The organism is Nocardia sp. CA-135398 (assembly GCF_050955845.1).
In the GTDB taxonomy this organism is placed as follows: domain Bacteria; phylum Actinomycetota; class Actinomycetes; order Mycobacteriales; family Mycobacteriaceae; genus Nocardia.
This window is the reverse complement of sequence record NZ_CP192084.1, coordinates 2,277,266-2,301,067: the sequence shown is the minus strand read 5'-3', so window position 1 is coordinate 2,301,067 and position 23,802 is coordinate 2,277,266. Positions and strand designations below refer to the sequence as shown.

Annotated in this window: 21 protein-coding genes; 9 read left to right on the top strand and 12 right to left on the bottom strand. The window is 67.4% G+C overall.

What is annotated here, in order from left to right; genetic code table 11:
• Positions 1-142 precede the first annotated feature (142 nt).
• Together ACQP1T_RS10240 and ACQP1T_RS10235 are read left to right on the top strand one after the other, a co-directional pair.
• A complete protein-coding gene (locus ACQP1T_RS10240; RefSeq protein ID WP_433759701.1) occupies positions 143-970 on the top strand; it encodes a GNAT family N-acetyltransferase in 828 nt (275 codons plus the stop codon).
• The gene (locus tag ACQP1T_RS10235; protein ID WP_433759700.1) at positions 967-1,980 is read left to right on the top strand and encodes a lysophospholipid acyltransferase family protein; all 1,014 of its coding nucleotides are present in this window, start codon (positions 967-969) and stop codon (positions 1,978-1,980) included. The genes ACQP1T_RS10240 and ACQP1T_RS10235 overlap by 4 nt, the downstream gene beginning before the upstream one ends.
• A gap of 189 nt (positions 1,981-2,169) precedes the next feature.
• On the opposite strand, the gene ACQP1T_RS10230 is transcribed toward ACQP1T_RS10235, so the two are convergent.
• Both ACQP1T_RS10230 and ACQP1T_RS10225 read right to left on the bottom strand, forming a co-directional pair.
• Positions 2,170-3,126 (bottom strand): electron transfer flavoprotein subunit alpha/FixB family protein, encoded by a 957-nt coding sequence (locus ACQP1T_RS10230; protein WP_433759699.1) that lies wholly within the window; start codon positions 3,124-3,126, stop codon positions 2,170-2,172.
• Between the two features lie 32 nt (positions 3,127-3,158).
• Positions 3,159-3,944: an electron transfer flavoprotein subunit beta/FixA family protein gene (locus tag ACQP1T_RS10225; RefSeq protein ID WP_364359644.1), complete on the bottom strand. Its 786-nt coding sequence runs from the start codon at positions 3,942-3,944 to the stop codon at positions 3,159-3,161.
• 219 nt (positions 3,945-4,163) lie between these two features.
• Between ACQP1T_RS10225 and ACQP1T_RS10220 the strand changes: the two genes are divergently transcribed.
• Genes ACQP1T_RS10220 through ACQP1T_RS10210 form a run of 3 tightly spaced genes read left to right on the top strand, consistent with a single transcriptional unit; the run spans position 4,164 to position 7,728 of the window.
• Entirely contained in the window at positions 4,164-4,940 is a 777-nt protein-coding gene (locus ACQP1T_RS10220) for a class I SAM-dependent methyltransferase (protein ID WP_433762125.1), read from the top strand.
• Positions 4,937-6,463 carry a 1,4-alpha-glucan branching protein domain-containing protein gene (locus ACQP1T_RS10215; protein ID WP_433759698.1) on the top strand — a complete coding sequence of 509 codons (1,527 nt, stop codon included), beginning with the start codon at positions 4,937-4,939 and terminating at the stop codon, positions 6,461-6,463. The genes ACQP1T_RS10220 and ACQP1T_RS10215 overlap by 4 nt, the downstream gene beginning before the upstream one ends.
• 11 nt (positions 6,464-6,474) lie before the next feature.
• Positions 6,475-7,728, top strand: a complete 1,254-nt coding sequence (locus ACQP1T_RS10210; RefSeq protein WP_433759697.1) for a glycosyltransferase family 4 protein — start codon at positions 6,475-6,477, stop codon at positions 7,726-7,728.
• 3 nt (positions 7,729-7,731) lie between these two features.
• On the opposite strand, the gene ACQP1T_RS10205 is transcribed toward ACQP1T_RS10210, so the two are convergent.
• Both ACQP1T_RS10205 and ACQP1T_RS10200 read right to left on the bottom strand, forming a co-directional pair.
• Positions 7,732-8,277 (bottom strand): DUF1697 domain-containing protein, encoded by a 546-nt coding sequence (locus tag ACQP1T_RS10205; protein ID WP_433759696.1) that lies wholly within the window; start codon positions 8,275-8,277, stop codon positions 7,732-7,734.
• Positions 8,278-8,443: 166 nt separating this feature from the next.
• Entirely contained in the window at positions 8,444-9,193 is a 750-nt protein-coding gene (locus tag ACQP1T_RS10200) for an acyltransferase (protein WP_355189333.1), read from the bottom strand.
• Positions 9,194-9,430: 237 nt separating this feature from the next.
• Between ACQP1T_RS10200 and ACQP1T_RS10195 the strand changes: the two genes are divergently transcribed.
• On the top strand, positions 9,431-10,762 hold the full coding sequence (locus ACQP1T_RS10195; RefSeq protein WP_433759695.1) for a PQQ-binding-like beta-propeller repeat protein: 1,332 nt from the start codon (positions 9,431-9,433) through the stop codon (positions 10,760-10,762).
• A 192-nt stretch (positions 10,763-10,954) separates the two neighbouring features.
• On the opposite strand, the gene ACQP1T_RS10190 is transcribed toward ACQP1T_RS10195, so the two are convergent.
• The 8 genes from ACQP1T_RS10190 to ctaD form a co-directional block, all read right to left on the bottom strand.
• Complete coding sequence (locus ACQP1T_RS10190) at positions 10,955-12,112, bottom strand: THUMP-like domain-containing protein (RefSeq protein ID WP_433759694.1); 1,158 nt, start codon at positions 12,110-12,112, stop codon at positions 10,955-10,957.
• On the bottom strand, positions 12,112-13,089 hold the full coding sequence (locus tag ACQP1T_RS10185; RefSeq protein WP_062984990.1) for a class I SAM-dependent methyltransferase: 978 nt from the start codon (positions 13,087-13,089) through the stop codon (positions 12,112-12,114). The genes ACQP1T_RS10190 and ACQP1T_RS10185 overlap by 1 nt, the downstream gene beginning before the upstream one ends.
• Before the next feature lie 399 nt (positions 13,090-13,488).
• Positions 13,489-14,265, bottom strand: a complete 777-nt coding sequence (locus ACQP1T_RS10180; RefSeq protein ID WP_433759693.1) for an enoyl-CoA hydratase-related protein — start codon at positions 14,263-14,265, stop codon at positions 13,489-13,491.
• 18 nt (positions 14,266-14,283) lie between these two features.
• Complete coding sequence (locus ACQP1T_RS10175) at positions 14,284-15,111, bottom strand: NUDIX hydrolase (RefSeq protein WP_433759692.1); 828 nt, start codon at positions 15,109-15,111, stop codon at positions 14,284-14,286.
• A 284-nt stretch (positions 15,112-15,395) separates the two neighbouring features.
• Positions 15,396-16,229, bottom strand: coding sequence for an ABC transporter ATP-binding protein (locus ACQP1T_RS10170; RefSeq protein WP_397032710.1), 834 nt, complete (start codon positions 16,227-16,229; stop codon positions 15,396-15,398).
• 207 nt (positions 16,230-16,436) lie between these two features.
• Positions 16,437-17,240, bottom strand: a complete 804-nt coding sequence (locus ACQP1T_RS10165; RefSeq protein ID WP_433759691.1) for a peptidyl-tRNA hydrolase — start codon at positions 17,238-17,240, stop codon at positions 16,437-16,439.
• Positions 17,241-17,348: 108 nt separating this feature from the next.
• Entirely contained in the window at positions 17,349-18,572 is a 1,224-nt protein-coding gene (gene serB, locus ACQP1T_RS10160) for a phosphoserine phosphatase SerB (RefSeq protein ID WP_433759690.1), read from the bottom strand.
• Between the two features lie 235 nt (positions 18,573-18,807).
• Positions 18,808-20,550 (bottom strand): aa3-type cytochrome oxidase subunit I, encoded by a 1,743-nt coding sequence (gene ctaD / locus ACQP1T_RS10155; RefSeq protein WP_062985000.1) that lies wholly within the window; start codon positions 20,548-20,550, stop codon positions 18,808-18,810.
• Between the two features lie 294 nt (positions 20,551-20,844).
• On the opposite strand from ctaD, the gene ACQP1T_RS10150 reads away from it, so the two are divergent.
• The 3 genes from ACQP1T_RS10150 to ACQP1T_RS10140 all read left to right on the top strand — a co-directional run bounded on the left by ACQP1T_RS10150 (position 20,845) and on the right by ACQP1T_RS10140 (position 23,752).
• Entirely contained in the window at positions 20,845-21,642 is a 798-nt protein-coding gene (locus ACQP1T_RS10150) for a VOC family protein (protein ID WP_433759689.1), read from the top strand.
• 136 nt (positions 21,643-21,778) lie between these two features.
• Complete coding sequence (locus ACQP1T_RS10145; protein ID WP_433759688.1) at positions 21,779-22,912, top strand: ABC transporter substrate-binding protein; 1,134 nt, start codon at positions 21,779-21,781, stop codon at positions 22,910-22,912.
• A gap of 396 nt (positions 22,913-23,308) precedes the next feature.
• Complete coding sequence (locus tag ACQP1T_RS10140) at positions 23,309-23,752, top strand: AMP-binding protein (protein WP_433759687.1); 444 nt, start codon at positions 23,309-23,311, stop codon at positions 23,750-23,752.
• The last annotated feature ends 50 nt before the right edge of the window (positions 23,753-23,802 follow it).

The window sequence follows — 23,802 nt, the reverse complement described above, 5'->3', positions numbered from 1 at the left end:
GGCGGTAGCGATGCGGGAGACAGAACGCGACGCGACAGTTCGGTGAACGCTCGGTGTGATCATCGCCTCGTTCACCGAACCGGCATCGAGGCGACACTTCGAGGTTGCTCCGGCGCAGTTTCGGACTGGCTTCATCACGGATATGACTATTTCGTCCGTGTTGACAGCCCCGGCTCGACCGACGGACTCCGGGGCGGAACGGTCTCGGTATTCGCTGGTCGTCTCCTCTGATTCGGCGCATCGGCTGGCCGCGCAGCGCCTGCGCTACGGCGTGTTCGCCAGTGAGCCCGGTTTCCAGATACCCGACAACGGAACGGGTCTGGACGCGGACCGTTTCGACGAGTACTGCGATCACCTGCTGGTCCGGGATGATCGGACCGAGGAATTCGTCGGCTGCTACCGAATGCTGCCGCCGGACAAGGTGACTGCCGCGGGCGGTTACTACACGGCCACCGAATTCGATCTGGCCCAACTGGATCCGGCGGGCAACCGAATCGTGGAAATGGGCCGTGCGTGTGTGGTGCCCGACCACCGCAACGGCTCGGTGCTGACCCTCATGTGGGCGGGCATCCTGCACTACATCCAGCTCACCGGATACGAGTGGGTGATGGGCTGCGTCTCGGTGCCCATGCAGGACACCCCCACCGATCCGGTTGGAGTGAATGTGCGCGGCGTGCGGGATATGCTGCTGGGCCGTCACGGATCCGATCCCGAGCGGCGGGTGCACCCGTACCGCCCGGTGGTCGTCGACGGGCTGACGCTGGACGAGATGACACCACCCGCGCGCCCGAAACTTCCCCCGCTGCTGCGCGGGTATCTGCGCCTCGGCGCGGAGATCTGCGGTGAACCCGCGCACGATCCGGACTTCGCGGTCGCCGATTTCGTCGCGCTGCTCGGCCTGGACACCATCAACACCCGCTACCTCAACCGATTACAAGACGCGGCCAATGCACTCGACGGGGGACGGTGAGTCGGATGGTGTTCGACGCGCCGCCCGCGGAGCGCTCCGCGCATGCCTGGATGCCGTCGAGTCCGTGTGGGCCCGGCTGTATCGGTCCGGTCGATGAGATCGGCACCGCGCGGGTGATCGGCCGACTATTCGGTGTGGTCGGGTTGCTGGTCAGCTTTCCCATTGTCAATGTCGTGACCCCGCGCGGTCGGCGCGAACAGCTGCAGCGCCGGTATGCGCGAACTGTTTTGAGCTGTCTCGGGATTCGGTTGCGCGTTGTCGACAACCGAGCCGATGCGGGGGATTCGGCCGATGCGCGCTTCGGCGATTCGGGTGACGGGTTGCTGATCGTGGCCGGACATATCGGCTGGACCGACGTGGTCGTCCTGGCCGCGGTGCAGCCACTCGGTTTCGTGGCCCGCGCCGATATGGTCGATTGGCCGCTGCTCGGCGGGCTGGCCAAACTCATGCGGGTCATTCCGATCGAGCGCGAACGGCTGCGCGAACTGCCGGGTGTGGTGGCGCGCCTCGGTGAACGGCTGGCGGCCGGGGACCGGGTCGCGGTGTTCCCCGAGGGCACAACCTGGTGTGGCCGCGCCTACGGCACCATGCGGCCCGCGCTCTTCCAGGCGGCGGTGGACACCGGAACCTCGGTGCAGCCGGTGCGTCTGCGGTATCTGGACACACACGGCACGCAATCGACCATTCCCGGATTCGTCGGCGACGACAGCTTCGGCACGTCGGCGAAGCGGGTCCTGCGCTCGCGCGGCATGATCGCCGAGGTGGTGCTCGAGCCGGTCGAGTATCCCGGACTCGATCGCCGTGACCTGGCTCGCCGGTGCGAACAAGCAGTGCGCGGCACCGATCTGTCCCGCCACGGGGCCATCGAGGCATCGGATTGGATCGAGGCGACAGCAACTCGCGTACAGGACCCGGAGTCGGCCGAGGCGCAGCCGCACCGCCCGTCGCGGCGGTTGCGACCGTTCCGGCGCAGGGGCTCCGGTCACGAGGTCGCGGTGTCGACAGACTGATCGAAGGCCACGATCATGGGGCCGACCGGGCGGACACCTGGTCGGCCTCCGGCCATTCAGTGCCATATGCCTCAGGCAGGTAGGACGCTCGATACGGGGCACGACATGCCGCAGTGATGATAGGCCCCGGAAACACCCGTGGCCCCGGCTGTCAGCCGGGGCCACGAGGCGGCGTCAGTGCGCGAGCGCTCAGCCCTTGTGCGCCTTGACGGCTTCGGTCAGCTGCGGGGCGACATTGAACAGGTCGCCGACGATGCCGTAGTCCGCGATCTCGAAGATCGGGGCCTCTTCGTCCTTGTTGACCGCGACGATGGTCTTCGAGGTCTGCATACCGGCGCGATGCTGGATGGCGCCGGAGATGCCGAGGGCGATGTAGAGCTGCGGGGAGACCGTCTTACCGGTCTGACCGACCTGGAACTGACCGGGGTAGTAGCCCGAGTCGACCGCGGCACGCGAGGCACCGACGGCGGCGCCGAGCGAATCGGCCAGCGCCTCGACGACCGCGAAGTTGTCCGCGGAACCGACACCGCGACCACCGGAGACGACGATGCTCGCCTCGGTGAGCTCCGGACGGTCGCCACCGACGATCGGCTCGCGCGAGGTCACCTTCACGACGCCCTCTTCCTGCGCGGGCACCTCGACGGTCACCTTCTCGCCCGCACCGGCCGAGGCGGTGGCCTCGACGGCGCCCGGACGCACCGAGATCACCGGCACGTCGCCGGTGGCCTTGGCGTCGACGGTGAACGCGCCACCGAAGATGGAGTGCACGACCGAACCGTCGGACTTGACGTCGATGACATCGACGAGCAGACCGGAGCCGATGCGCGCGGCGAGGCGGCCCGACACCTCCTTGCCCTCGGCGGTGGCGGCGACGATAACGGCGGCCGGGGAAACCGACTCGACCAGACCGGCGAGCACGTCGACCTTCGGGGTCACCAGGAAGTTCTCGACATCGTCGGATTCGGCGATGTAGATCTTCGCGGCGCCCGCGGCGGCCAGCGCGTCGGCCAGCTTCTCGCCGGTGCCGGCCGGGCCGGTCACGACGGCGGCGGGCTCACCGAGCACGCTCGCGGCGGTGAGCAGTTCGGTGCTGACCTTCTTGATCGCACCGTCGGCGTGCTCGACGAGCACAAGTACTTCTGCCATTTGTGTTCTCTCCTAAGCAGTCTCGGGCGGGATCAGATGATCTTCTGACCGACCAGGTACGCGGCGATCTTGGTGCCGCCGTCGCCCTCGTCCGCGATCTTCTCGCCCGCGGTGCGCGGGGGCTTGGGGGTGGCCGCGGTGACGGCGGTGCCCGAGTTGGCGACACCGACGGTCGACGGGTCGACGCCCAGGTCGGCCAGCGTGAAGGTCTGTACTTCCTTCTTCTTCGCGGCCATGATGCCCTTGAAGGACGGGAAGCGCGGCTCGTTGATCTTCTCGGTGACGCTGACGATGGCCGGGAGGGTGGCCTCCAGCTTGAACACGCCCTCGTCGGTCTCCCGCTCGCCGGTGATCTTGTCGCCGTCGACGGTCAGCTTGCGCAGGTGCGTCAGTTGCGGCAGACCCAGGTACTCCGCGATGATCGCGGGCACCGCACCGGAACGACCGTCGGTGGCCTCGTTGCCCGCGATGACCAGCTCGACACCCTCGACCTGGCCCAGCGCGCTGGCCAGCACCCAGGCGGTCTGCACGGCGTCGGAGCCGTGGATCGCCGGATCGTTGATGTGGATGGCCTTGTCGGCGCCCATGGAAAGCGCCTTGCGGATGGCCTCGGTGGCCCGGTCCGGTCCGGCGGCCAGCACGGTGACCTCGCCGCCCTGGGCCTCCTTGATCAGCAGCGCTTCTTCGACGGCGCGCTCGTTGATCTCGTCGAGAACGGCGTCGGCGGCTTCGCGATCGAGGGTGAAGTCACCGTCGGTCAGCTTGCGCTCGGACCAGGTGTCGGGAACCTGCTTGATGAGTACGACGATGTTCGGCATCGGTCTTCGTCGACCTCCTGTTCTGGTTACACGTGTGTGGTGGTCGCACGAGCTGCGCCGTACGTCCTTGTTTGTAGCTCAGGGCGTGACACTACCCTACGTTAAGTTACTCATGGGTAACTTAGTCGCTTCTCTCTCACAACAGTGGTCCTGGCGATATCTTGCGGCCGTCCAACCAGTAACGTCGGAGCGATGAGCGAGGCTGTGATCCCTGCCGCAATGGGCACCACCCCGGGCATTACTCCCGAGACGGCCGTCGAGCCGTTGCCGCTGACCGGCGAGCGGACCGTACCCGGCATCGCCGAGGAGAACTACTGGTTCCGTCGGCACGAGATCGTCTATGCGCGCCTGCTCGAGCGATGCGCCGGAAAGACGGTGCTGGAGGCCGGGTCCGGCGAGGGTTACGGCGCGAACATGATCGCCGACGTGGCCGCCGAGGTGATCGGTCTGGACTACGACACCAGCGCGGTCGAGCACGTGCGCGCCCGCTACCCGCGCGTAAAGATGATCCAGGGCAATCTCGCCGCGCTGCCGCTGGAGAACGAGTCGGTCGATGTCGTGGTGAATTTCCAAGTGATCGAACATCTCTGGGACCAGGGCCAGTTCATCCGGGAATGCCTGCGGGTGCTGCGCCCCGGCGGTGAACTGCTGATCAGCACGCCCAACCGGATCACCTTCTCCCCCGGTCGCGATACCCCGCTCAACCCGTTCCACACCCGCGAACTCAATGCCGACGAACTCACCGAACTGCTCGTCGACGCGGGTTTCCGGGTCACGCTCATGACCGGTGTGCACCACGGGCCGACCCTGAAGGCGTTGGACGTCAAGCACGGTGGTTCGTTCATCGATGCGCAGATCGAGCGCGCGCTTGCCGGACAACCGTGGCCCGCCGAGCTGACCGCCGATGTCGCCGCGGTCGCCATCGACGATTTCGCACTGATCACCGAGGACATCGATGCGAGCCTCGACCTGGTCGCCATCGCGGTGAAGCCGTGACTGAAGTTCCCGGCCAGTTCACCCTGGTCCTGCATTCCCATCTGCCCTGGCTGGCGCACCACGGCCGCTGGCCGGTCGGCGAGGAATGGCTCTACCAATCCTGGGCCGCGTCCTACCTTCCGCTCGTCGACGTACTGAGAACCCTTGCCGCCGAAGGGCGTTCACATCTGCTCAGCCTGGGCATCACGCCGGTGCTCGCCGCCCAGCTGGACGATCCGCATTGCCTTGCGGGCATGCATCATTGGCTCGGCAATTGGCAGCTGCGCGCCGACGAGGCCGCGATGGCGGGCAATATCGCGCTCGGCAGGCATGAGCACCGGCTGGCCGCGGCGGCACTCGCGGAATTCGAACGGCACTGGCGCCACGGCGCGGCTCCGGTGTGGCGACAGCTCATCGACGCCGACGCCATCGAACTGCTCGGTGGCCCGCTCGCGCACCCGTTCCAGCCGCTGCTGCACCCCCGCCTGCGCGCCTTCCAGCTCAGCGAGGGCTTGGTCGATGCCCGGCAGCGCTGGGGCCACACCCCGACCGGCATCTGGGCGCCCGAATGCGGCTACACCCCCGGCATGGAGACCGGATACGCGGCCGCGGGTGTGACGCATTTCATGGTCGACGGACCCGCCTTGCGCGGCGATACCACCCTCGGCCGCCCGGTCCGGGAATCGGATGTGGTGGCCTTCGGGCGGGATCTGCAAGTGAGCTACCGGGTTTGGTCGCCCAAGTCCGGCTATCCGGGGCAGAGCGCCTACCGTGACTTTCATCACTATGACCATGCGACGGGTCTCAAGCCCGCCCGCGTCACCGGCAAGACGGTGGCCGGTCCGGACAAGGCACCGTACGACCCGGAACTGGCGGCCTCGGCGGTGGTCCGCGACGTCGACGATTTCGTGCGGACCGTGCGCGAACGGCTGATCGACGAATCGGCGCGCATCGGACGTCCGGCCCTGGTCGTGGCCGCATTCGACACCGAATTGTTCGGGCACTGGTGGCATGAGGGTCCGCAGTGGCTGGCCCAGGTGTTGCGGGCACTGCCCGAGGCGGGCGTCACCGTCGGCACCCTGGCCGATGCCAGGGCGGGCGGGTTCGTCGGCGAGCCGGTGCCACTGGCTGATTCGTCCTGGGGTTCGGGTAAGGATTGGCGGGTATGGGCCGGTGACCAGGTCGAAGACCTGGTGGAACTGAACGACGATATCGTCCGGCTCACCCTCGATACGCTCGACAAAATGCGGGCTGCGGACGGTGGCCCCGCACTGCGCGACCCGATTGCCGATCAACTGCTGCGCGAGGCCATCCTCACCGTCTCCAGCGACTGGGCATTCATGGTCAGCAAGGACTCCGCGGCCGGCTACGCACGCGACCGCGCGCACCGACATGCCCACGCCGTGCGGGAGATCGCGGCCGCCGTCGGCGCGGGCCAAGTCGCCAAAGCACACCAGTTGGCGGCAGGATGGGGGGCGGCCGACGGGTTCTTCCCGAGTTTGGACGCGCGGCGGCTGGCGATCGCGGACCGAGACTCCGCCTGATAAGGACATTCATGAAGATCTTGATGGTGTCGTGGGAGTACCCACCGGTCGTGGTCGGTGGGCTTGGCCGCCATGTGCATCACCTGGCGGTCGAACTGGCCGCGGCCGGTCACGAAGTGGTCGTGCTCGCCCGCCGCCCCTCCGGCACCGACTCCGTGACCCACCCCACCCACTCCTTCATCGCCGAGGGCGTGCTGGTGGTCGCGGTCGCGGAGGATCCGCCGTGCTTCGACTTCGGCGAGGACATGCTCGCCTGGACGCTGGCCATGGGCCATGCGATGGTGCGCGCGGGTATCGCGCTCGGCAAGCCCGGCATCGGCGACGGCTGGGTGCCTGATGTCGTGCACGCGCACGATTGGCTGGTCGCGCATCCGGCGATCGCGCTGGCCGAGTACTACGACGTGCCGCTGGTGTCGACCATCCACGCCACCGAGGCAGGGCGGCACAGCGGTTGGGTCTCGGGGCGGGTCAACAAGCAGGTGCATTCGGTCGAATGGTGGCTTGCCAATGAATCGGACGCGCTGATCACCTGCTCGACGTCCATGCAGGACGAGGTGGAGCGGCTCTACGGCCCCGAGCGGGTGCCGATGACGGTGATCCGCAATGGAATCGATGTGGGCGCGTGGACCTTTCGGCCGCGGGCACCTCGCACCGGTCCGCCACGGCTGCTCTATGTGGGTCGGCTGGAATACGAGAAGGGCGTGCAGGACGCGATCGCCGCGCTGCCGCGCATCCGCCGCGCCCACCCCGGCACCACACTGACCGTCGCCGGTATCGGCACCCAGTTCGAATGGCTGCGGGAACGTGCACGGGTGCATCGAGTCGCGCGCGCGGTGATCTTCGCCGGTCAGCTCGATCACGAGGAACTGCTGGGCTGGTTGCACGGCGCCGATGCCATCGTGCTGCCGAGCCGCTACGAACCCTTCGGCATCGTCGCACTCGAAGCCGCCGCCGCCGGCACCCCGCTGATCACCTCCACCGCGGGTGGTCTCGGCGAGGCCGTCATCGACGGTGTCACCGGCGCTTCCTTCGAACCGGCGGACGTGGACGGCATCGTCGAAGCCGTGCGCGCCACCCTCGACGATCCGGCCGCCGCCCAGGACCGCGCCTACGCCGCGCGCGAACGCCTCACCGCCGACTTCGCCTGGGATGTGGTGGCCGCGGAAACCGCCCTGGTCTACACCTCGGCCAAACGCCGCGTCCGCAACCCCCTCGGCCGCCCTAGCATCGTGGAACGCCCCCTCCCTGAACGCGATCCGAAGTAGCGCCTAGCTCTCCAGCTTCTTGACGATCTTCTGGATGGTGAGCCAGGTGCGGGTGGTGATTTCCTTGCTGTAGGTCTTCTCCAGCCACGCCATGAAATTCGGTGTGCGCGGTTCGGTGTTGTCGATGACCGCGAGGACGACCCGGGCGGCAGTGTCGTAGCCGACGATCCGGACGCCGGGTTCGGAATATTTGCGCAGTTCTTCGGCGACGTTCGGCGGGGCCTGCTTGAGGAAGGTCGCGGTGAGGTAGGTGCCGCGACCGTGGGTGAGGCCCGGAAACGGATCGGTGTCGAGCAGGTCGCGCAGTTCGTCGTAGGTGCGCACGATGGTGCCGCCCGGAATGCCGAGTTCACTGTTCAGGGCGTCCTGGATGCGGGCTTCCAACTTCCCGATATCGGTGTCCGCGGTACGGAAGACCACATTGCCGCTGGCCAATACCGTGGCGACCTTCTCGAATCCGAGCCCCTCGAACACCCCGCGCAGCTTCTCCCCCTTCATATTGGGGTTCATCGGCATGATCCCGCGCAACAGCGCCGCGTACCTGTTCATGCCGTGACCGTACCGACTGTCACCGACACGCGACGTCCGAAATAGCGCGAGCCCCGAGTCCAGTACGGATCCCGGGGCTCGACGGCGCTCATGCCTATGCCTCGCTTGCGCTCGGCTCCGGCGTGACCGCCCGGGCGGCTGTTTTCTGTTCGCTCACTGCGTCAGCTCATGCCGACTGGGTGGCGCCGTTCTTCTTGCGCTCGATATCTTCCAGCGCGGCAATGTATTTGGCGCGCTCCTCGGCACCGGCCTCCCAGGTCGCCTTGCGATTCTTGACGACCTTGGCGGGTGCGCCGACGGCAATGCTGTAGTCCGGAATCTCGCCCTTGACCACCGCATGCGCGCCGAGCACACAACCGCGGCCGACGCGGGTTTCGCGCAGCACGGTCACCTTGGCGGCGATCCAGGTGTCCGGGCCGATGCGGACCGGGCTCTTGACGATGCCCTGATCCTTGATCGGCATGTTGATGTCGTCCATACGGTGGTCGAAGTCGCAGATGTAGCACCAGTCCGCGACCAGCGTGGATTCACCGATCTCGATATCGAGGTAGGTGTTGACCACATTGTCCTTGCCGAAGACGACCTTGTCGCCGATGCGCAGCGACCCCTCGTGGCAGCGAATGGCATTGCCGTCACCGATATGCACCCAGCGGCCGATCTCCATCCGTCCCAGTTCGGGGGTCGCGTGGATTTCGACGCGCTTGCCGAGGAAGACCATGCCGCGCAGCACGATATGCGGATTGGCCGCCTTGAATTTGAACAGCCGGTAGTACCGCACCAGATACCAAGGCGTATACGCCTTGTTCGCGAGCACCCAGCGCAGCGACGCCAGCGTCAGAAATCGCGCTTGCTGCGGATCCCGGCGACGCGAGCCGCGCCACCGCGAGCGCAACGGTGCGCCCCACATGCTCGTCACGAACTCATCTCCTGTCGTGGTCCTTCATATGGCGACCGTCCCGGTCGCGACGGCTAGAGCTTATCCGGTCGGAAAACACGGCCGGGACCCGTACAACGTCGGCCGACCCTCCCGTACAGTGACTGCTGCGTCGCCGACGGCGGCGGCGAACCTCCACGCGGGCAACCCGACTTGGGTGGTGCACGTTCCGGGGTCGACACGCTTTCGGTCAGGTCCACGACGACAGGAGTGCAGCAGGTGCGAAGCGGCGGCGTACTGGCCAATCCGGCGCGCAGGCTGACCCTGTCCCGACTGGGTGCGGCGGCGGCCATCGGCGCACTGGTATTGACGGGCTGCGGTACCGACGTCGACGACATCACCGTCGGATCGGGCAAGGGCTGGACCACCGCGCACCACGACGGCCGCAACAGTGGCGTCAGCCCGGTCACCGGCTCGCGCAAACTATCGCTGAGCTGGTCACGACCGGTCGGTGGGCCGATCGAGGAACCCTTGACGGTCGGCCCGGACGGGCAGATGTTCCTCACCACGTCGGCCCCGAACAACTGCGCCATTCTCTCGCTGCAGATGCGGACCGGCCGCAAGCGCTTCTGCAACGCGCTGGGACCGAATGCGATCTCCGCGCCATCGGTGGTCGACAGTGGTACCAATGTCTACGTCGGCGACGACAGCGGGGTCAGCGCGTTCAACTCGATCGGGCAGCCGCGCTGGCGGACTCCCGTTGCGGGCGTACCGGTTTCGGCGCAGTTCACCGGCGACGGGAATATCCTGACGGTCACCCAGTCCGGTCAGCTGGATGTGCTGAGCCGCCAGACCGGCGAGCGCGTCGTCAGCACCGCCCAACTGCTCGGCGATCCCGATTTCCTGGAGTACCCGGACCTCACCCGACCCGCGTCGGGTCAGGGTCTCGACGACTGCGCGACAGGCGGACCGCAGTGCCCGGTCGCCAATATTTCGCCGATCGAGGTGTCCAGCGGCCGCTTCTTCGTCACGCTATGGAAGCCGGGCAAGCCGATCGCCGCACTGGTCGCATTGCGCTACGCCGACAATAAGATTCAACAGGAATGGAGCGCGGACCTGCTCACCGACGGCAGCGCGACCAGTCCTACGCTGTCCGCCGACGGCCGCACCGTCTACGTCGGCGACAACTCCAAGCGCCTCATCGCCATCGACGCGGCGGACGGTCGGACCAAATGGGTGCAGCCGCTGGATTGGGCTCCACGCGGCGGCATTTCGGTCTCCCGCGACGGCCTGATCATCCCGGCCGGCGACGACGGTCACCTGCTCGCCCTGCGCGATAACGGTGACACCGCCGAAATCGTCTGGGAGCGTAAGGATCTCACCCTGCGCGGCACCCCCGTCCAGACCGCGGGCGACACCGGCTACACCGCCGCCGCCATCGGCGACGGCATCAACCTGATCACCTTCGACACCAAATCCGGCGCGACCGTCGACTCGGACGTCCTCCCCGACGCCAAGGGCACCACCACCGGCACCTCCATCGGCCCCAAGGGCGAGGTAGTCCTGGCCACCCGCATAGGCGAAGTCTTCACCTTCAAGCCTGAGCAGTAGTCGTTTGGGCCGTCCAACCCCCGCCCCAGCGAGGATGGGTAGAGGCACCAGCAACCAACGGCGCTGAGGGCCAGCGCGGTCCTGAACGCCTGATCACCATGTGCTGGTACCGGCAAACATCGAAAGCGCCCCGCCAGCAATACATTCTCGACGATGGCGGGGCGGGGCTCTCCGATAGTGCGTTCTCGGGGGTTAGGTGCAGAGGAAGGCGGCGGCGGTGCGGGATAGGCGGGTGAGGATGAGGGTGTAGGGGTGGGTGCCTTGGAGTTTCAGGCGTTTACGGAGGGTGTCGGGGTCGATGTCCAGGCCGCGGATGCGGATTTCCAGGGCGCCGCAGTTGCGGCGGGTCAGTTCTTGGCGGAGGGCTTTTTCGCGGAATTCGAGGCGGTCGAGGATGCGGAAGCCGCGGACGCCGTGTGGGACGGTGTTGCCGGTCAGGTACGCGATCTGCGGATCCAGTTGCCAGAGGCCGTGTTCGGCGGCGTAGTGGCGCACCAGGCCCGCGCGGACGATGGCACCGTCGGGGTCGATGATCCACTCGCCGGGGGGCTGTTGCGGGATCTCGTCGGAGCTGGCGTCGGTGTAGGCGACGGATTCGCCACGGGAGGTGAGGACCGTCGCGCGGCGGGTGACGCCGGTCTCGGACAGACCCGGCGACCACAGGCAGGCCTCGCGGACCGCGCCGTCGAGGGAGACGACCTCGATTTCGCCCGGCCAGTTCAGGCGGTCGAAATCCAGTCCGGGAGCGCACTTTACGGCCAGGTCGCGGCCGGGATAGGCGGCAAGCAGATCCGGGAGCGGGGGTTGCAGTTTGGCCGGATCGTGGGTGCGGCGACCGTCCGCGCGGCGGGCCGGATCGGCGATCACGACCGTGCCGGTGCTGGTCGGGACGAGGGCATCGGCCTTGGCCAGCAGGACATTTCGGGATGCGGCGAGGTTGTGCGCGGCCATGGACAGGCGCACGTCGTCGAGGTCGCTGCCGAGTACCGAGGGGCAGGTGCGAGCCAGTTCCGCGAGTTCCGCGCCGATCGAGCAGGTCACATCGTGTACGGCGCGTCCGGACAGGCGCGTGGCGCGGTGTCGGGCCACCAGTGTCGGTGTCGCCTGCTGCAGTGCGTCATCGGTGAACAGCCACTGGTCGGTATCTACCAGTTTGGCCGTGGCGCGGCGGCGCAGGCGCACCGTTTCCACGAGTGCGCCCGACCGCTCGCCGAATTCGCGACGGACCCGCTCCAGATCGCGCAGGTGCGTCGCGGCAGTCAACTCCAGCCGATCCACCTCAGCCAGCGCGGCGCTACCCGCCGCGCTGCCGAGGAAGGCGACATCCTCGCGGCCGAAGCGGTAACCCACTACTTGGCGGCGGCGCCCGGCTTCACGCCGGTGATCATGGCGTTGTAGAAGAACTGGCGCGGCACCACCCGGCGCATAACGTTCTCGTCCAACCAGCTCAGCCGCAGCCATGCGCGGTACATGGCCATCCGGTAGCCCATGGTGAGCTTCTCGTCCGGCACGGCCGCCTCGAAGGTGCGCACCGGCCAACCCCACAGCGCCGCCGCGAACTCCTCGGTGCTCGCCTTGACGTCGGTCGCACCGGCGCGGCGGGCCATGGCCTCGAGGTCGCTCGGATCGAAGGTGTGCAGGTCGACGACCGCCTCCAGCGCCGCGGCACGCGAGGACTCGTCCAGTTCGGCCTGCGGACGCCGCCAACCCGACAGTGCGGGCAGCTTGGTCACGGTGGTGGTGGCCTTCCAGGTGATGCGGCCGAGCCAGCGGGCGTAGAAGTTGCCCGCGGTGGTCGGTTCACCGGCGAAGACGAAACGCCCGCCCGGCTTGAGCACGCGCAGGCACTCCTTGAGCGCCAGTTCCACATCCGGAATGTGGTGCAGCACCGCGTGGCCGACGACGAGGTCGAAGGTGTCGTCCTCGTACGGGATGGTCTCGGCATCGGCGACCCGGCCGTCGACGTCGAGCCCGAGGTTCTCGGCATTGCGCAGTGCGACCTTCACCATGCCCGGTGAGAGATCGGTGACCGAACCGGACTTCGCTACGCCACCCTGCATCAGGTTCAGCAGGAAGAAGCCGGTGCCACAGCCCAGTTCCAGCGCGCGCTCGTACGGCAGCGGCGCGGGGCCGACGGCGGCGTCGAACCGGCCGCGGGCATAGTCGATACAGCGCTCGTCATAGGAAATCGACCATTTGTCGTCATAGGTCTCGGCTTCCCAGTCGTGATAGAGCACCTGGGCGAGCTTCGTATCCTTCAGCGCTGCTTCGACCTCGGCCTCGGTGGCATGCGGGTTCGGCGCCGGGTCATCGGGGTGGACCGTCATGGTGGGCAAGCCTAGCCAACCCTCCAGCGCACGTGTGCAGCGGACCAGTGAGTAGGAACTGATTCCGGCTTGCCACCCCGTCCCCGAGACTCGTTCTGGTTCCGAACCTCCCCGATGATCCGCCCACGCCCCGCCGCACGCCCTGGATGCGACCAGCAACCTGGGGCTCGAGCGGGACGCACGATCATCGAGTGCCGCGGAAGTCGCACGACCCGTCACGCAGGAACGTGTTCCTGTTTATGGTCGGCATCGGCGCTCACGTCGACCGATCCCGACCCGTCCGATCGCGGCACCGAAGGTCCTGGACTCCCGCCCAGGAACGACAGTTGGCAACCCGAACCTCAGCCGGACAAATCGCCTGCCAATCCAGCCGCGGCGCGATCGAGCCCGTCCGATCTCTCAGCGCCCGACGAATGTTGCTGAACCTGGGCCGTCGGCAAGGTAGGACTCCGTGCCGATGCGGCGGTCTTCGGTGGTGAAGAGGGTGGTCCATTCGGTGCGGGCGCGGTCGAGGCCGTGGGGACCTGCTTCGAAGACGGATTTAGCGGCGGCGAGGGCTCGGGTGGGGGCGTCGGTGAATTGTCGGGCCCAGCGCAGGGCGGTGGTGTAGACGTCGTCGGGGGCTACGACCTCGTCGACCAGCCCGAGGGTGCGGGCCTCGTCGGCCTCGACGAAGCGCCCGGTGTAGACGAGATCCTTGGCGGGGCCGGGGCCGATCAGTAGTGAAAGGCGGCGAATGCCCGCGAGGGGGATGAGGCCCGCCTTGATTTGCGGCAGACCGAGTTTGACGTTGTCGCCGATGATGCGGCGGTCGGCGGCGAGGGCGAGTTCCAGGCCGCCGCCGAGGCAGTAGCCGCTGATCGCCGCGACGGTGGGCTGGGGCACCTTGGCCAGGCAACCCAGTGCCGCCTGCAGATCGGCGGCCATGGCTTCGGCCTGCTCCGGGCCGAGCTCGGCGAGTTCGGCGAGGTCGTCGCCCGCGCAGAAGACCCGCTCATCGCCGTAGACGACCAATGCCGCGACCCCGGGCTGCGCGGCGACAATCTCCGCCGCCTCGGCCACCTCCCGCACCAGCTGCGCGTTCAGCAGGTTCAGCGGCGGGCGGTCGATCCGGAGGACGGCAACGCCACGGACGGCGGGATCCTCCGGTAACTCCAGGGTCACGAATTCGGCCATGGCAGGAAACCTACTGCCTCACGGACGCGCGGATCCCCTGAGCCTGCTGGTATCCGGCATTCCGGCGAAGTACCGATGGTTGTCCGGGAACTCGAGCACCTGCCGTCCGCTGTCGCCGGCGAGCACCGGCATGATCGGTTCGATCACCCGGTCGACCGCCAGAATCTCCGCGGTGGAAGCGAATTCGGCAATGGCATCCAGCTGCGACCAGGTCGGCGGTAACAGCACATCGGTGCCAGCGCGCCAGCGCTCGAGCGCCTCGGCCGCGGTGCGCCATTGCACCTCGGCCGCCTCGGAGGTGGCACCATCGGCGAGCTGCCCTTGCGGCAGCACCGCGACGAAGAACCGGGTGTCATAGCGCCGCGGCTCGATCACCGGGGTGATCCAATTCGCCCACGGCCGCAGCAGATCCGCGCGCAGCACCAGCTTCTCCTCGGCGAGGAAGGCCGCGAGCGACACCTCACGCCGCTCCAGCCGAGCCCGGGCATCGTGGTAGCCGGTGGTATCGGAGACGACGGTTTCGCCGGTCGGCCCGGCGAGCAGTACTCCGCATTCCTCGAAGGTTTCGCGCACGGCGGCGGCGACCAGCGCCTTGGCCCTCGGCTCGGTGGTGCCGAATTTCGCGGCCCACCAAGCGGGTTCGGGTCCGGCCCATTCGATATCGGCGGTCCCATCGGACGGATCGACACCCCCGCCCGGAAAAACGGTCATACCGGCGGCGAATGCCATCGCCCCGACTCGGCGCTGCAGGAACACCTCGGGCCCGGTGGCACCGTCACGCACCAACATCACCGTCGACGCGTCCTTGACCGACGGAATCGGATCCTGCGCATTCGTCTCGCTCACGGCCGCGCCTCGCTGACGCTCAGCTCGGTCGTACGCGGTGGCGCACTGTGGCGATGGCTCACTCCCTGACACTCGCTCACGACTGCACCCCCGCTCACGCACGGTTCCGTTATGCCAATTGCGCCGTGCTGACTGCTCGGTCGCTGACGCCGGCGCACAACCGTGCTCCGGTGACGCCCGGTTCCGTCGTGCACAATTGCGCGCTTTGTCGATGGTTCACGCCCGCTCACCCCTGCACCCTAACGCGTGCTTGTTTTACGGCGTAATCCAGATCACTGCCGACGTCAGCGCGAACGGTGCCGCCCCAAGCGGCGCGCGCGCCGCGCGAAGTACCGTCCATCGACGCGATCCAGCGCGATCGACTGACGGAAGGCCTCACTCAGGTTCTCGGCGGTCAGTACATCCGGCAGCAAACCCTGCGCGACCACCGCGCCCTCGTTGAGCAGCAGGCCATGGGTGAAGCCCGGCGGGATCTCCTCGACATGGTGGGTCACCAGGACCATGGCGGGCGAATCGGGATCCGAGGCCAGATCGCCGAGGCGTTCCACCAACTCCTCACGGCCGCCCAGATCCAGACCGGCGGCGGGCTCGTCGAGCAGCAGCAGCTCAGGATCGGTCATCATCGCGCGGGCGATCAGCACCCGCTTGCGCTCCCCCTCGGACAGGGTTCCGTAGGTGCGATCGGAAAGATGTTCGGCACCGAGGCTTTCGAGCATATCGATGGCGCGGTCGGTATCGACATCGTCGTAACGCTCGCGCCAGCGCCCGAGGACCGCGTAACCGGCGGAGACCACCAGATCGCTGACCTTCTCCTCGCGCGGAATTCGGCTGGCCACCGCGGCCGAGGACCAGCCGATGCGTGGTCGTAGTTCGCTGACATCGGTTTTGCCGATGACCTCACCGAGCAGATGGGCGATGCCCGAGGTCGGATGCACTTCGGCGGCGGCCATGCGGAGCAGCGAGGTCTTGCCCGCGCCGTTGGGTCCGAGGACCACCCAGCGTTCGTCGAGCTCGACCTGCCAGGTGACCGGGCCGACGAGGGTGTGACCCGAGCGTCGGATGGTCACGTCGGTGAAATCAATGAGCAGATCGGGATCCGGTTGCGGCACGGGCTCCATCTTGGCCCAAATGCGCGGTGTTCGTACGACCGACCCATGCCGGTAGCCACGACGTGGCCATTCGGCCGCGACGCCGTGCCGCCGCGGCCGGTGCGCGCACCGCTCCCGGCGGATTTTTCGGCGGCTCATCGGTGGAGCGGAACATCCGCGCGACGATCTGCGCCAGCGGAATCGAGCAACCTACCCAAACTGCGAGGATCAAGCCATTCACCCGAGCAATCCGGGTACCGCGATCACAGTTATCGATCCTGGCGCGACTTCAGTGAAACCGGCGTCGCGCACCGCGACGGCGTGCCCACGAGACACCTGCTCGCACAGCGACGCCCACCGCTGCGGTCCGGATTCGCGCACCGCGCATCGGAACTCGCGCCACGACCACCGCAGCGCCTCCTCCTCGGTCAGGGCACCAGCGAGCAACATACTGGCGTGACCGACCTGTGCGGCGGCCTTGCCGAGTGTCATGCCGAGTTTCGCGTTCACCCACAGCGTCGGCAGGTCGGGATCCGCCGGGCCGGGATCGTCGTGTTCGAGGTCGGTGCCGTTGATCTGCAGCCGCCTGATCCGCGAATCGACCTCGCCGACCGGCCCGGGCACGAAGGCTCGCGCCTGCGCACCGTCCACCTCGACGGTCACCCCGTCGACCTCGTTCGCGGCCAGCCACTGCGCACCGCGCGCCCGCCGCGCCACCTTGCGGATCCGGGACCGCTTCCAGGCCAGGAACCGCTGCTCCCACACTCCCTCGGGACCGACCCGCTCATCCAGGCACAGCGCCACCGTGGCCGCCGCCGCGGCCTCCAGTAGCGCACTGCGGCGCGGCGGATCGATCTTCGGAATGTGCAACACCATCTGCATGGCCTGCACCAGGGCGGGATCCTCCGGATCGCCGAGACCGCCGTAACCGCGCGCCAGCTCCGCATGCCGAATGCGGAAACCCGCTATGCCCGTGGACGATTCGGCCGCCGCGCCACCGCCGTCCCGGAGTCCGGCGGCGCTCTCCGGAATACTCGACATCACTCCACCTCGATCGTCAACGAAAACTGCCGTGCGGACGAGACACCGGTCTCCCGGACGTCCTCGAGTGCAAGCTTCGAAACGCCCGCGGCATTCCCGAGACGTGACTCAGCTTCCGACGAGCGGCACCCGACGGATTCCGCCGTCGCGGGCATCTGCGGCCTCCACCTCGTCACGGGTCACGCCGAGGATGAACAGGATGGCATCCAGGTAGGGGTGCGATAGGGCCGCGTCGGCGACCTCACGCAAGGCGGGCTTGGCATTGAAGGCGACACCGAGCCCGGCCGCATTGAGCATGTCGATGTCGTTGGCGCCATCACCGACCGCCACGGTCTGCTCCATCGGCACCCCCGCCTCCGCCGCGAACTTGCGCAGCGCGGTGGCCTTGAAGGCACGGTCGACGATCTCGCCCACCACCCGACCGGTCAGCTTGCCGTCCACCACCTCGAGCGTATTCGCCTGCACGAAGTCCAATTCCAGTTCGTGCGCGAGCGGTTCGATCACCTGACGGAAGCCGCCCGAGACCACACCGCAGCGGAATCCGATGCGGCGCAAGGTCCGAATGGTGGTGCGTGCGCCCGGAGTCAGCTCGATCCGGTCGGCGACCTCCTCGATCACCGATTCGTCCAGCCCCTCGAGGGTCGCCACCCGCTGACGCAGCGATTCGGCGAAGTCGATTTCACCGCGCATGGCCGCCTCGGTGACCTCCCGGACCTGATCCTCCACCCCGGCGTGCGCGGCGAGCATCTCGATCACCTCGCCCTGGATCAGGGTCGAATCGACGTCGAAGACGATGAGCCGCTTGGCCCGGCGGGCCAGTCCGGCCCGCTCCACCGCGACGTCCACCTGTTCGGCGACGGCGACCTCGGCGAGCGCCGTGCGCAGCCGGGCATCGGAATCAGGTCCGGTATCGGTCGCGGTGACCAGCAGTTCCATCCCGGTCACCGGGTAGTCGGCAATGCCGCGGATGGTGTCGATATTGGCGCCGAGCGCGGCGAGCTGACGGGAGATCGAACTGAATGCGCGTGCGGTCACCGGCGCGCCGAGGATGACCACCGCGTGGGTGGACATCGGCTGCCTGCCGATCTGTGCGTCGACCTCCACGTCGACATGCATGCCGACGGTATTCATCGCCTCTTCGAGCTCGTCCTGCAGCGCCTCCGGATCGCTCGGGCAGGTGACCAGCACGCCGAGGGTCAGTCGGCCGCGGATGACGACCTGCTCCACATCCAGCAGGCTCACATGATGCCGCGACATCGCCGCGAGCAGCACGGAGGTCACACCGGGCCGGTCGGGTCCGGTGACGGTGGCGAGGACGGTGGTGTCGGCCAACTGAGGTGCTCCAAGTTAGTTGTTTGCCGTAGCTGTGCTGGACCCCGATGTCGCAACGCTACGGTCGGTACTTGTCCCACAAATGAGTGTGCACCCACTGATGATCAGTAGGTGCACACTCATCATGGCGACGCTACCGCATAGCCGGGTACCTCCCTGGCGAACCACATGGTTGCGCACTCATCTGGAGGGCTCACGCTATGCGCGCTTGGACGGACGAATGTCCGGCCACCGCCTAATGCTTTGCCAAGGCGCCTTCGTGCACCTCGGTGGCATGTTTGCCCGAACCCCAGCCCACGTGCGCCTCGGCCCGCATCCGCTCGACCATGTGCGGGTAGTGCAGCTCGAATGCGGGACGCTCGGAACGGATGCGGGGCAGTTCGTAGAAGTTGTGCCGTGGTGGCGGGCAGGTGGTTGCCCACTCCAGCGAGTTGCCATAACCCCATGGATCATCCACGGTGACGACCTCGCCGTAGCGGTAGCTCTTGAACACATTCCAGATGAACGGCAGCATCGACGCGCCCAGAATGAAGGCGCCGATCGTGGAAATCGTGTTGAGCGTGGTGAATCCGTCAGTCGGCAGGTAGTCGGCGTAGCGGCGCGGCATACCCTCGGCGCCGAGCCAGTGCTGCACCAGGAAGGTGGTGTGGAAGCCGATGAAGGTGGTCCAGAAGTGCCACTTGCCCAAGCGCTCGTCCAGCATGCGTCCGGTGATCTTCGGGAACCAGAAGTAGATACCGGCGTAGGTGGCGAAGACGATGGTGCCGAACAGGACGTAGTGGAAGTGCGCGACGACGAAGTAGCTGTCGGTGACGTGGAAGTCCAGCGGCGGGGAGGCCAGGATGACGCCGGACAGACCGCCGAAGAGGAAGGTGACCAGGAAGCCGAGGGAGAACAGCATCGGCGTCTCGAAGGTCAGCTGGCCGCGCCACATGGTGCCGATCCAGTTGAAGAACTTCACACCGGTCGGGACGGCGATCAGGAAGGTCATGAACGAGAAGTACGGCAGCAGCACGGCGCCGGTGGCGTACATGTGGTGCGCCCACACCGCGATCGACAGCGCCGCGATGCCGAGGGTCGCGTAGACCAGCGTGGTGTAACCGAAGATCGGCTTACGCGAGAAGACCGGGAAGATCTCCGAGACGATGCCGAAGAACGGCAGCGCGATGATGTACACCTCAGGGTGGCCGAAGAACCAGAACAGGTGCTGGTAGAGCAGGATGCCGCCGGTGGCCGGGTCGTAGATGTGACCGCCGAGGTGGCGGTCGTAGGCCAGGCCGAACAGTGCGGCGGTCAGCAGCGGGAAGGCAAGCAGCACGAGAACGCTGGTGACGGCGATGTTCCAGGTGAAGATCGGCAGCCGGAACATGGTCATACCGGGGGCGCGCAGGCAGACCACGGTGGTCAGCATGTTGACGCCGCCGAGGATGGTGCCGAGACCGGAGACCGCGAGGCCGAGGATCCACAGGTCGGTGCCGACGCCGGGCGAATGCAGGATGTCGGTCAGCGGCACGTACGCCGTCCAACCGAAGTCGGCGGCGCCACCGGGGGTGATGAAGCCCGCGGTCGCCATGGTCGCGCCGAATGCGTACAGCCAGTAGCTGAACGCGTTCAGTCGCGGGAAGGCGACGTCGGGTGCGCCGATCTGCAGCGGCAGGACGATATTGGCGAAGCCGAACACGATCGCGGTCGCGTAGAACAGCAGCATGATCGTGCCGTGCATGGTGAACAGCTGGTTGAACTGCTCCGGGGACAGGAACTGCAGACCCGGCCGGGCCAGCTCACCACGCATCAGCAGGGCCATCAGACCACCGATGAGGAAGAACGCCATCGAGGTGGTCAGGTACATGACACCGAGGACCTTGGGGTCGGTGGTGGTGACCATCTTGACGATGAACGAGCCCTTCGGCCCGGTCCGAGCCGGATACGGCCGAGTCGCTTCCAACTGAGGGACTGGCTTTGGCTCTACGGCAGTCACTGATCCTCCTGAAAGGTGCCTTTAGGTCGCTCCGCAGGCTCCGCTGCTCGCATCCGCCCCACTACCGGGGACAGACGAGGAGTTCGCTTGCGCTCCTGAGATCGTAAACCGTGCTGTCACAGCCATCCGCACGGGTCCTACTCTGTGTCGTATTTCGCTGGACAGGCGACCGAGCCCGGCGATCATAAGCATGCCGACCATTTCGAACACCGGCAGTCACAAGCGATGACTTTCCAGAGCGGCCGACGTCTCTATCGGTGACAGTGATCCACCCTCTGCAAGGAGATCCCACTCATGACTGCATCCAAGACCGGCGATCCCTGTTGGGTCGACATCTACACCTCCGATCCGGAAGGCGCCATCGCCTTCTACGGCCAGTTGTTCGGCTGGACCGCCGAGCGCGCTGACGAGGAGTTCGGCGGCTACATCACCTTCCGCAAGGACGGTAAGGCCGTCGCGGGCGGCATGGGCAAGACAGGCGACGGGATCGATGGGCCCGATCAATGGACGGTCTACCTCGCCTCCCCCGATGCCAAGGCCACCGCCGACGCGGCCGTCGCACGTGGCGGCGCGGTCGTCGTGCCGCCCATGGATGTGGGCGATCTCGGCGTGATGGCCGTGCTCGGCGATATCGGCGGCGCGGGCGTCGGCATCTGGCAGCCCGGCACCTTCGGCGGATTCGAGGCCATCGGCATCGCCTCGGGCGGCACATGGAGCGACCACGTCGGCGTACCGTCCTGGTTCGAACTGCACACCCGTGATTACGCCCGCTCGCTCGACTTCTACCGCGATGTCTTCGGCTGGAGCGACACCTTCGCCATCTCCGATACTCCCGAGTTCCGCTACACCACCATTCACGGCAGCACCCCGATGCTCGGCGGTGTCATGGACGCCTCGGCCTTCCTACCCGAGGGCACACCGGCGGGCTGGAAGGTCTACTTCGGCGCCGATGACGTCGACGCGGCCGTCGGCAAGGTCGTCGAACTGGGCGGCGCCGTACTGGCCCAGCCCGAGAACACCCCGTACGGTCGGCTCGCGCAGGTCGCCGACCCGACCGGGGCGCGTTTCAGCATCGGCGGCAACGCCGGGTAATCGAGTCGACGACCGCGCGTAATCCGCTGTCCGATAGCGCGATTGCGCGCAGTCGCGCCGCGCTGCCAGGATGCGACCTGTGCGTGGTGGTGGCCTTCGCGTCCCGGCACACACCGCACGCGGTACCCTCACCCGCATGCCGGTGAGCGCCCCTGTTCGCACCCGAAACCGCACCGTTGGCGACTGCTTGCAGGTCGCTCGAAACCGCACAGACTCCCCCCGATACGGCAGCGCCAGGAATCGCGCGGTCCGGTACGGGGGCACCGCGGTCGCCCTGCTGTGCGCCGCATTGCTCGTCGCTGGCTGCAGTCAGCAGGACGACGCCAGCTCGATCATTCGCACCACGACGAATATCGCTGGCGCGGGTGTGGTCGGCCTGGAGCGCGACACCTCGCAGGCCTGCCCGCTGCCGAGCGCACCCGATCCGTCGAACGGCAGGACCCGCACCGTCACCCACGCCGCGGGCACCTCGGAGGTGCCCGCCGATCCGCAGCGCGTCGTGGTGCTTTCCACCTCCGCATTGGACGCCACCTGCGCGGTCGGGCTGTGGGAGCGGGTCGTCGGCGCGGTCCCGATCGACGGACCCCGCTCGCAGCCCATGTATCTCGGTTACGGCGTGCTGAAGATTCCCGCCGTCGGTTCGGCCGCACAGCCCGATCTCGGGCAGATCGCCGCCCTGCATCCCGATCTCATCATCGGCGATATTTCCAGCGGCCCAGGCGGTTTCGCCGCATTGCAGGCGATCGCGCCGACCGTGCTGGCCGATCCCGGCAGCGGTTGGCAGACCGAATTCGGCACGCTCGCAGCGGGTCTCGGCCGCCGCAATGCCGCGGCAACGGCCCTGGAGAACTACCGCAACGAGGCACGCGAGACCGGTAATGCCCTGGGCGCCAGCCAGTCCCAGGCCTCAGTGGTCCGCTTCACCGCCGATCAGGACCAGGTCCAGGGCAGCAATAGCTTCGCCGGACAGGTCCTCGCCGATGTGGGCGTGCAGCGGCCGACCGCGCAGCGCGGCCCCTCCTTCGAGGTGACCGAGAAGGACCTGATCAAGGTCGAGGGCGACATCATCTATGTCATTTTCGCGGGCGAAGCCGGTGCAGAGCACGGTAAGACGGTGCTGCGTAGCGATGCCTGGAAGGATCTCGGCGCTTCCGCCGATAAGCGCGTCTTCGCGGTCGAAGACACCGTGTGGCACGGTGACGGACTGACCGCGGCCCGTGCCCTGCTCGCCGACCTGCGCAGCAGCTTGAACGGTTTCGTCACCGACTGAGTCTTTGGCCGCGCCTCCGGCGCGGCGTGTTCGCGGCCCCCCGATGTCTCGCGTCCGACCATTTCGAGCGACCTGCAAGCAGTCGCTAGCGGCGCCGTCGAGACTCGCGCCTGCGGCGCATGCGCTTCGACGACTCGGCTGTGTTCGATGGCCGCGCCTGAGGCGCGGACGCGAGACGGGCCGCGAACGGTCGCTCGTAAGACTCGCTCCGCAGTAGTTGCGAGTGGCCTGAACGGTTTCGTCACCGACCGACTCCTCGGCTCCGACACACCTTGGGTATGAATTCGCTCACCCTTGGAGTGCTCCCACCAGCGCTTGGGTAGCTGTCGCCAACCCCTCCCGGCAGCGAGATTAGAAGGGCATCGAAAACAAGACGGAACCTGTGAGGGGATCACAATGAGCACTCTGGTCGCAACGCCCGCCACCAACGTCATCCAGCTGCAGCCGCGCCTGCGCAACGCGGATGTGGTCGCCGGCAATCCCGGGTCGCTCGCCGATGTCGAGCTGGATCGCTGGGCGAACCGGCTGGCCCGGCTGCTGATCGCCCGCGGCGCCACCGCCCACACCCGGATCGCCCTTGCGGTCGAGCCGCAGATCGAGGCGACCGTCTCCGCGGCCGCCGTGCGCAAGCTCCGCGCGACACCGGCCCAGCTGGCCGACGCCGCCGCCGCGGTGCCGGGTGCGGCCATCGGCATCACCACCAGGGCCCGCCGCGCGGAACTCTCCGACAGCATCGACTGGCTGATCCTGGACGACCGCTCGACGCTGCAGCGCTACCTGGTCAGCTCGGACGCCCCCATCACCGATGCCGAGCGGCTCGCGCCGCGGAAGTCCGCCTGACCTGGAAGCACCCCGGCGCGCCCGAACCTCGAGGTTCGGGCGCGCAGTGT

Excerpts from the sequence above, each read along its gene's own strand:
- ACQP1T_RS10240 (WP_433759701.1), top strand. The coding sequence starts at position 143 with ATGACTATTTCGTCCGTGTTGACAGCCCCGGCTCGACCGACGGACTCC.
- ACQP1T_RS10230 (WP_433759699.1), bottom strand. The coding sequence starts at position 3,126 with ATGGCAGAAGTACTTGTGCTCGTCGAGCACGCCGACGGTGCGATCAAG.
- ACQP1T_RS10225 (WP_364359644.1), bottom strand. The coding sequence starts at position 3,944 with ATGCCGAACATCGTCGTACTCATCAAGCAGGTTCCCGACACCTGGTCC.
- ACQP1T_RS10220 (WP_433762125.1), top strand. The coding sequence starts at position 4,164 with ATGGGCACCACCCCGGGCATTACTCCCGAGACGGCCGTCGAGCCGTTG.
- ACQP1T_RS10210 (WP_433759697.1), top strand. The coding sequence starts at position 6,475 with ATGAAGATCTTGATGGTGTCGTGGGAGTACCCACCGGTCGTGGTCGGT.
- ACQP1T_RS10205 (WP_433759696.1), bottom strand. The coding sequence starts at position 8,277 with ATGAACAGGTACGCGGCGCTGTTGCGCGGGATCATGCCGATGAACCCC.
- ACQP1T_RS10185 (WP_062984990.1), bottom strand. The coding sequence starts at position 13,089 with ATGACGGTCCACCCCGATGACCCGGCGCCGAACCCGCATGCCACCGAG.
- ACQP1T_RS10180 (WP_433759693.1), bottom strand. The coding sequence starts at position 14,265 with ATGGCCGAATTCGTGACCCTGGAGTTACCGGAGGATCCCGCCGTCCGT.
- ACQP1T_RS10170 (WP_397032710.1), bottom strand. The coding sequence starts at position 16,229 with ATGGAGCCCGTGCCGCAACCGGATCCCGATCTGCTCATTGATTTCACC.
- ACQP1T_RS10165 (WP_433759691.1), bottom strand. The coding sequence starts at position 17,240 with ATGTCGAGTATTCCGGAGAGCGCCGCCGGACTCCGGGACGGCGGTGGC.
- ACQP1T_RS10150 (WP_433759689.1), top strand. The coding sequence starts at position 20,845 with ATGACTGCATCCAAGACCGGCGATCCCTGTTGGGTCGACATCTACACC.
- ACQP1T_RS10145 (WP_433759688.1), top strand. The coding sequence starts at position 21,779 with ATGCCGGTGAGCGCCCCTGTTCGCACCCGAAACCGCACCGTTGGCGAC.
- ACQP1T_RS10140 (WP_433759687.1), top strand. The coding sequence starts at position 23,309 with ATGAGCACTCTGGTCGCAACGCCCGCCACCAACGTCATCCAGCTGCAG.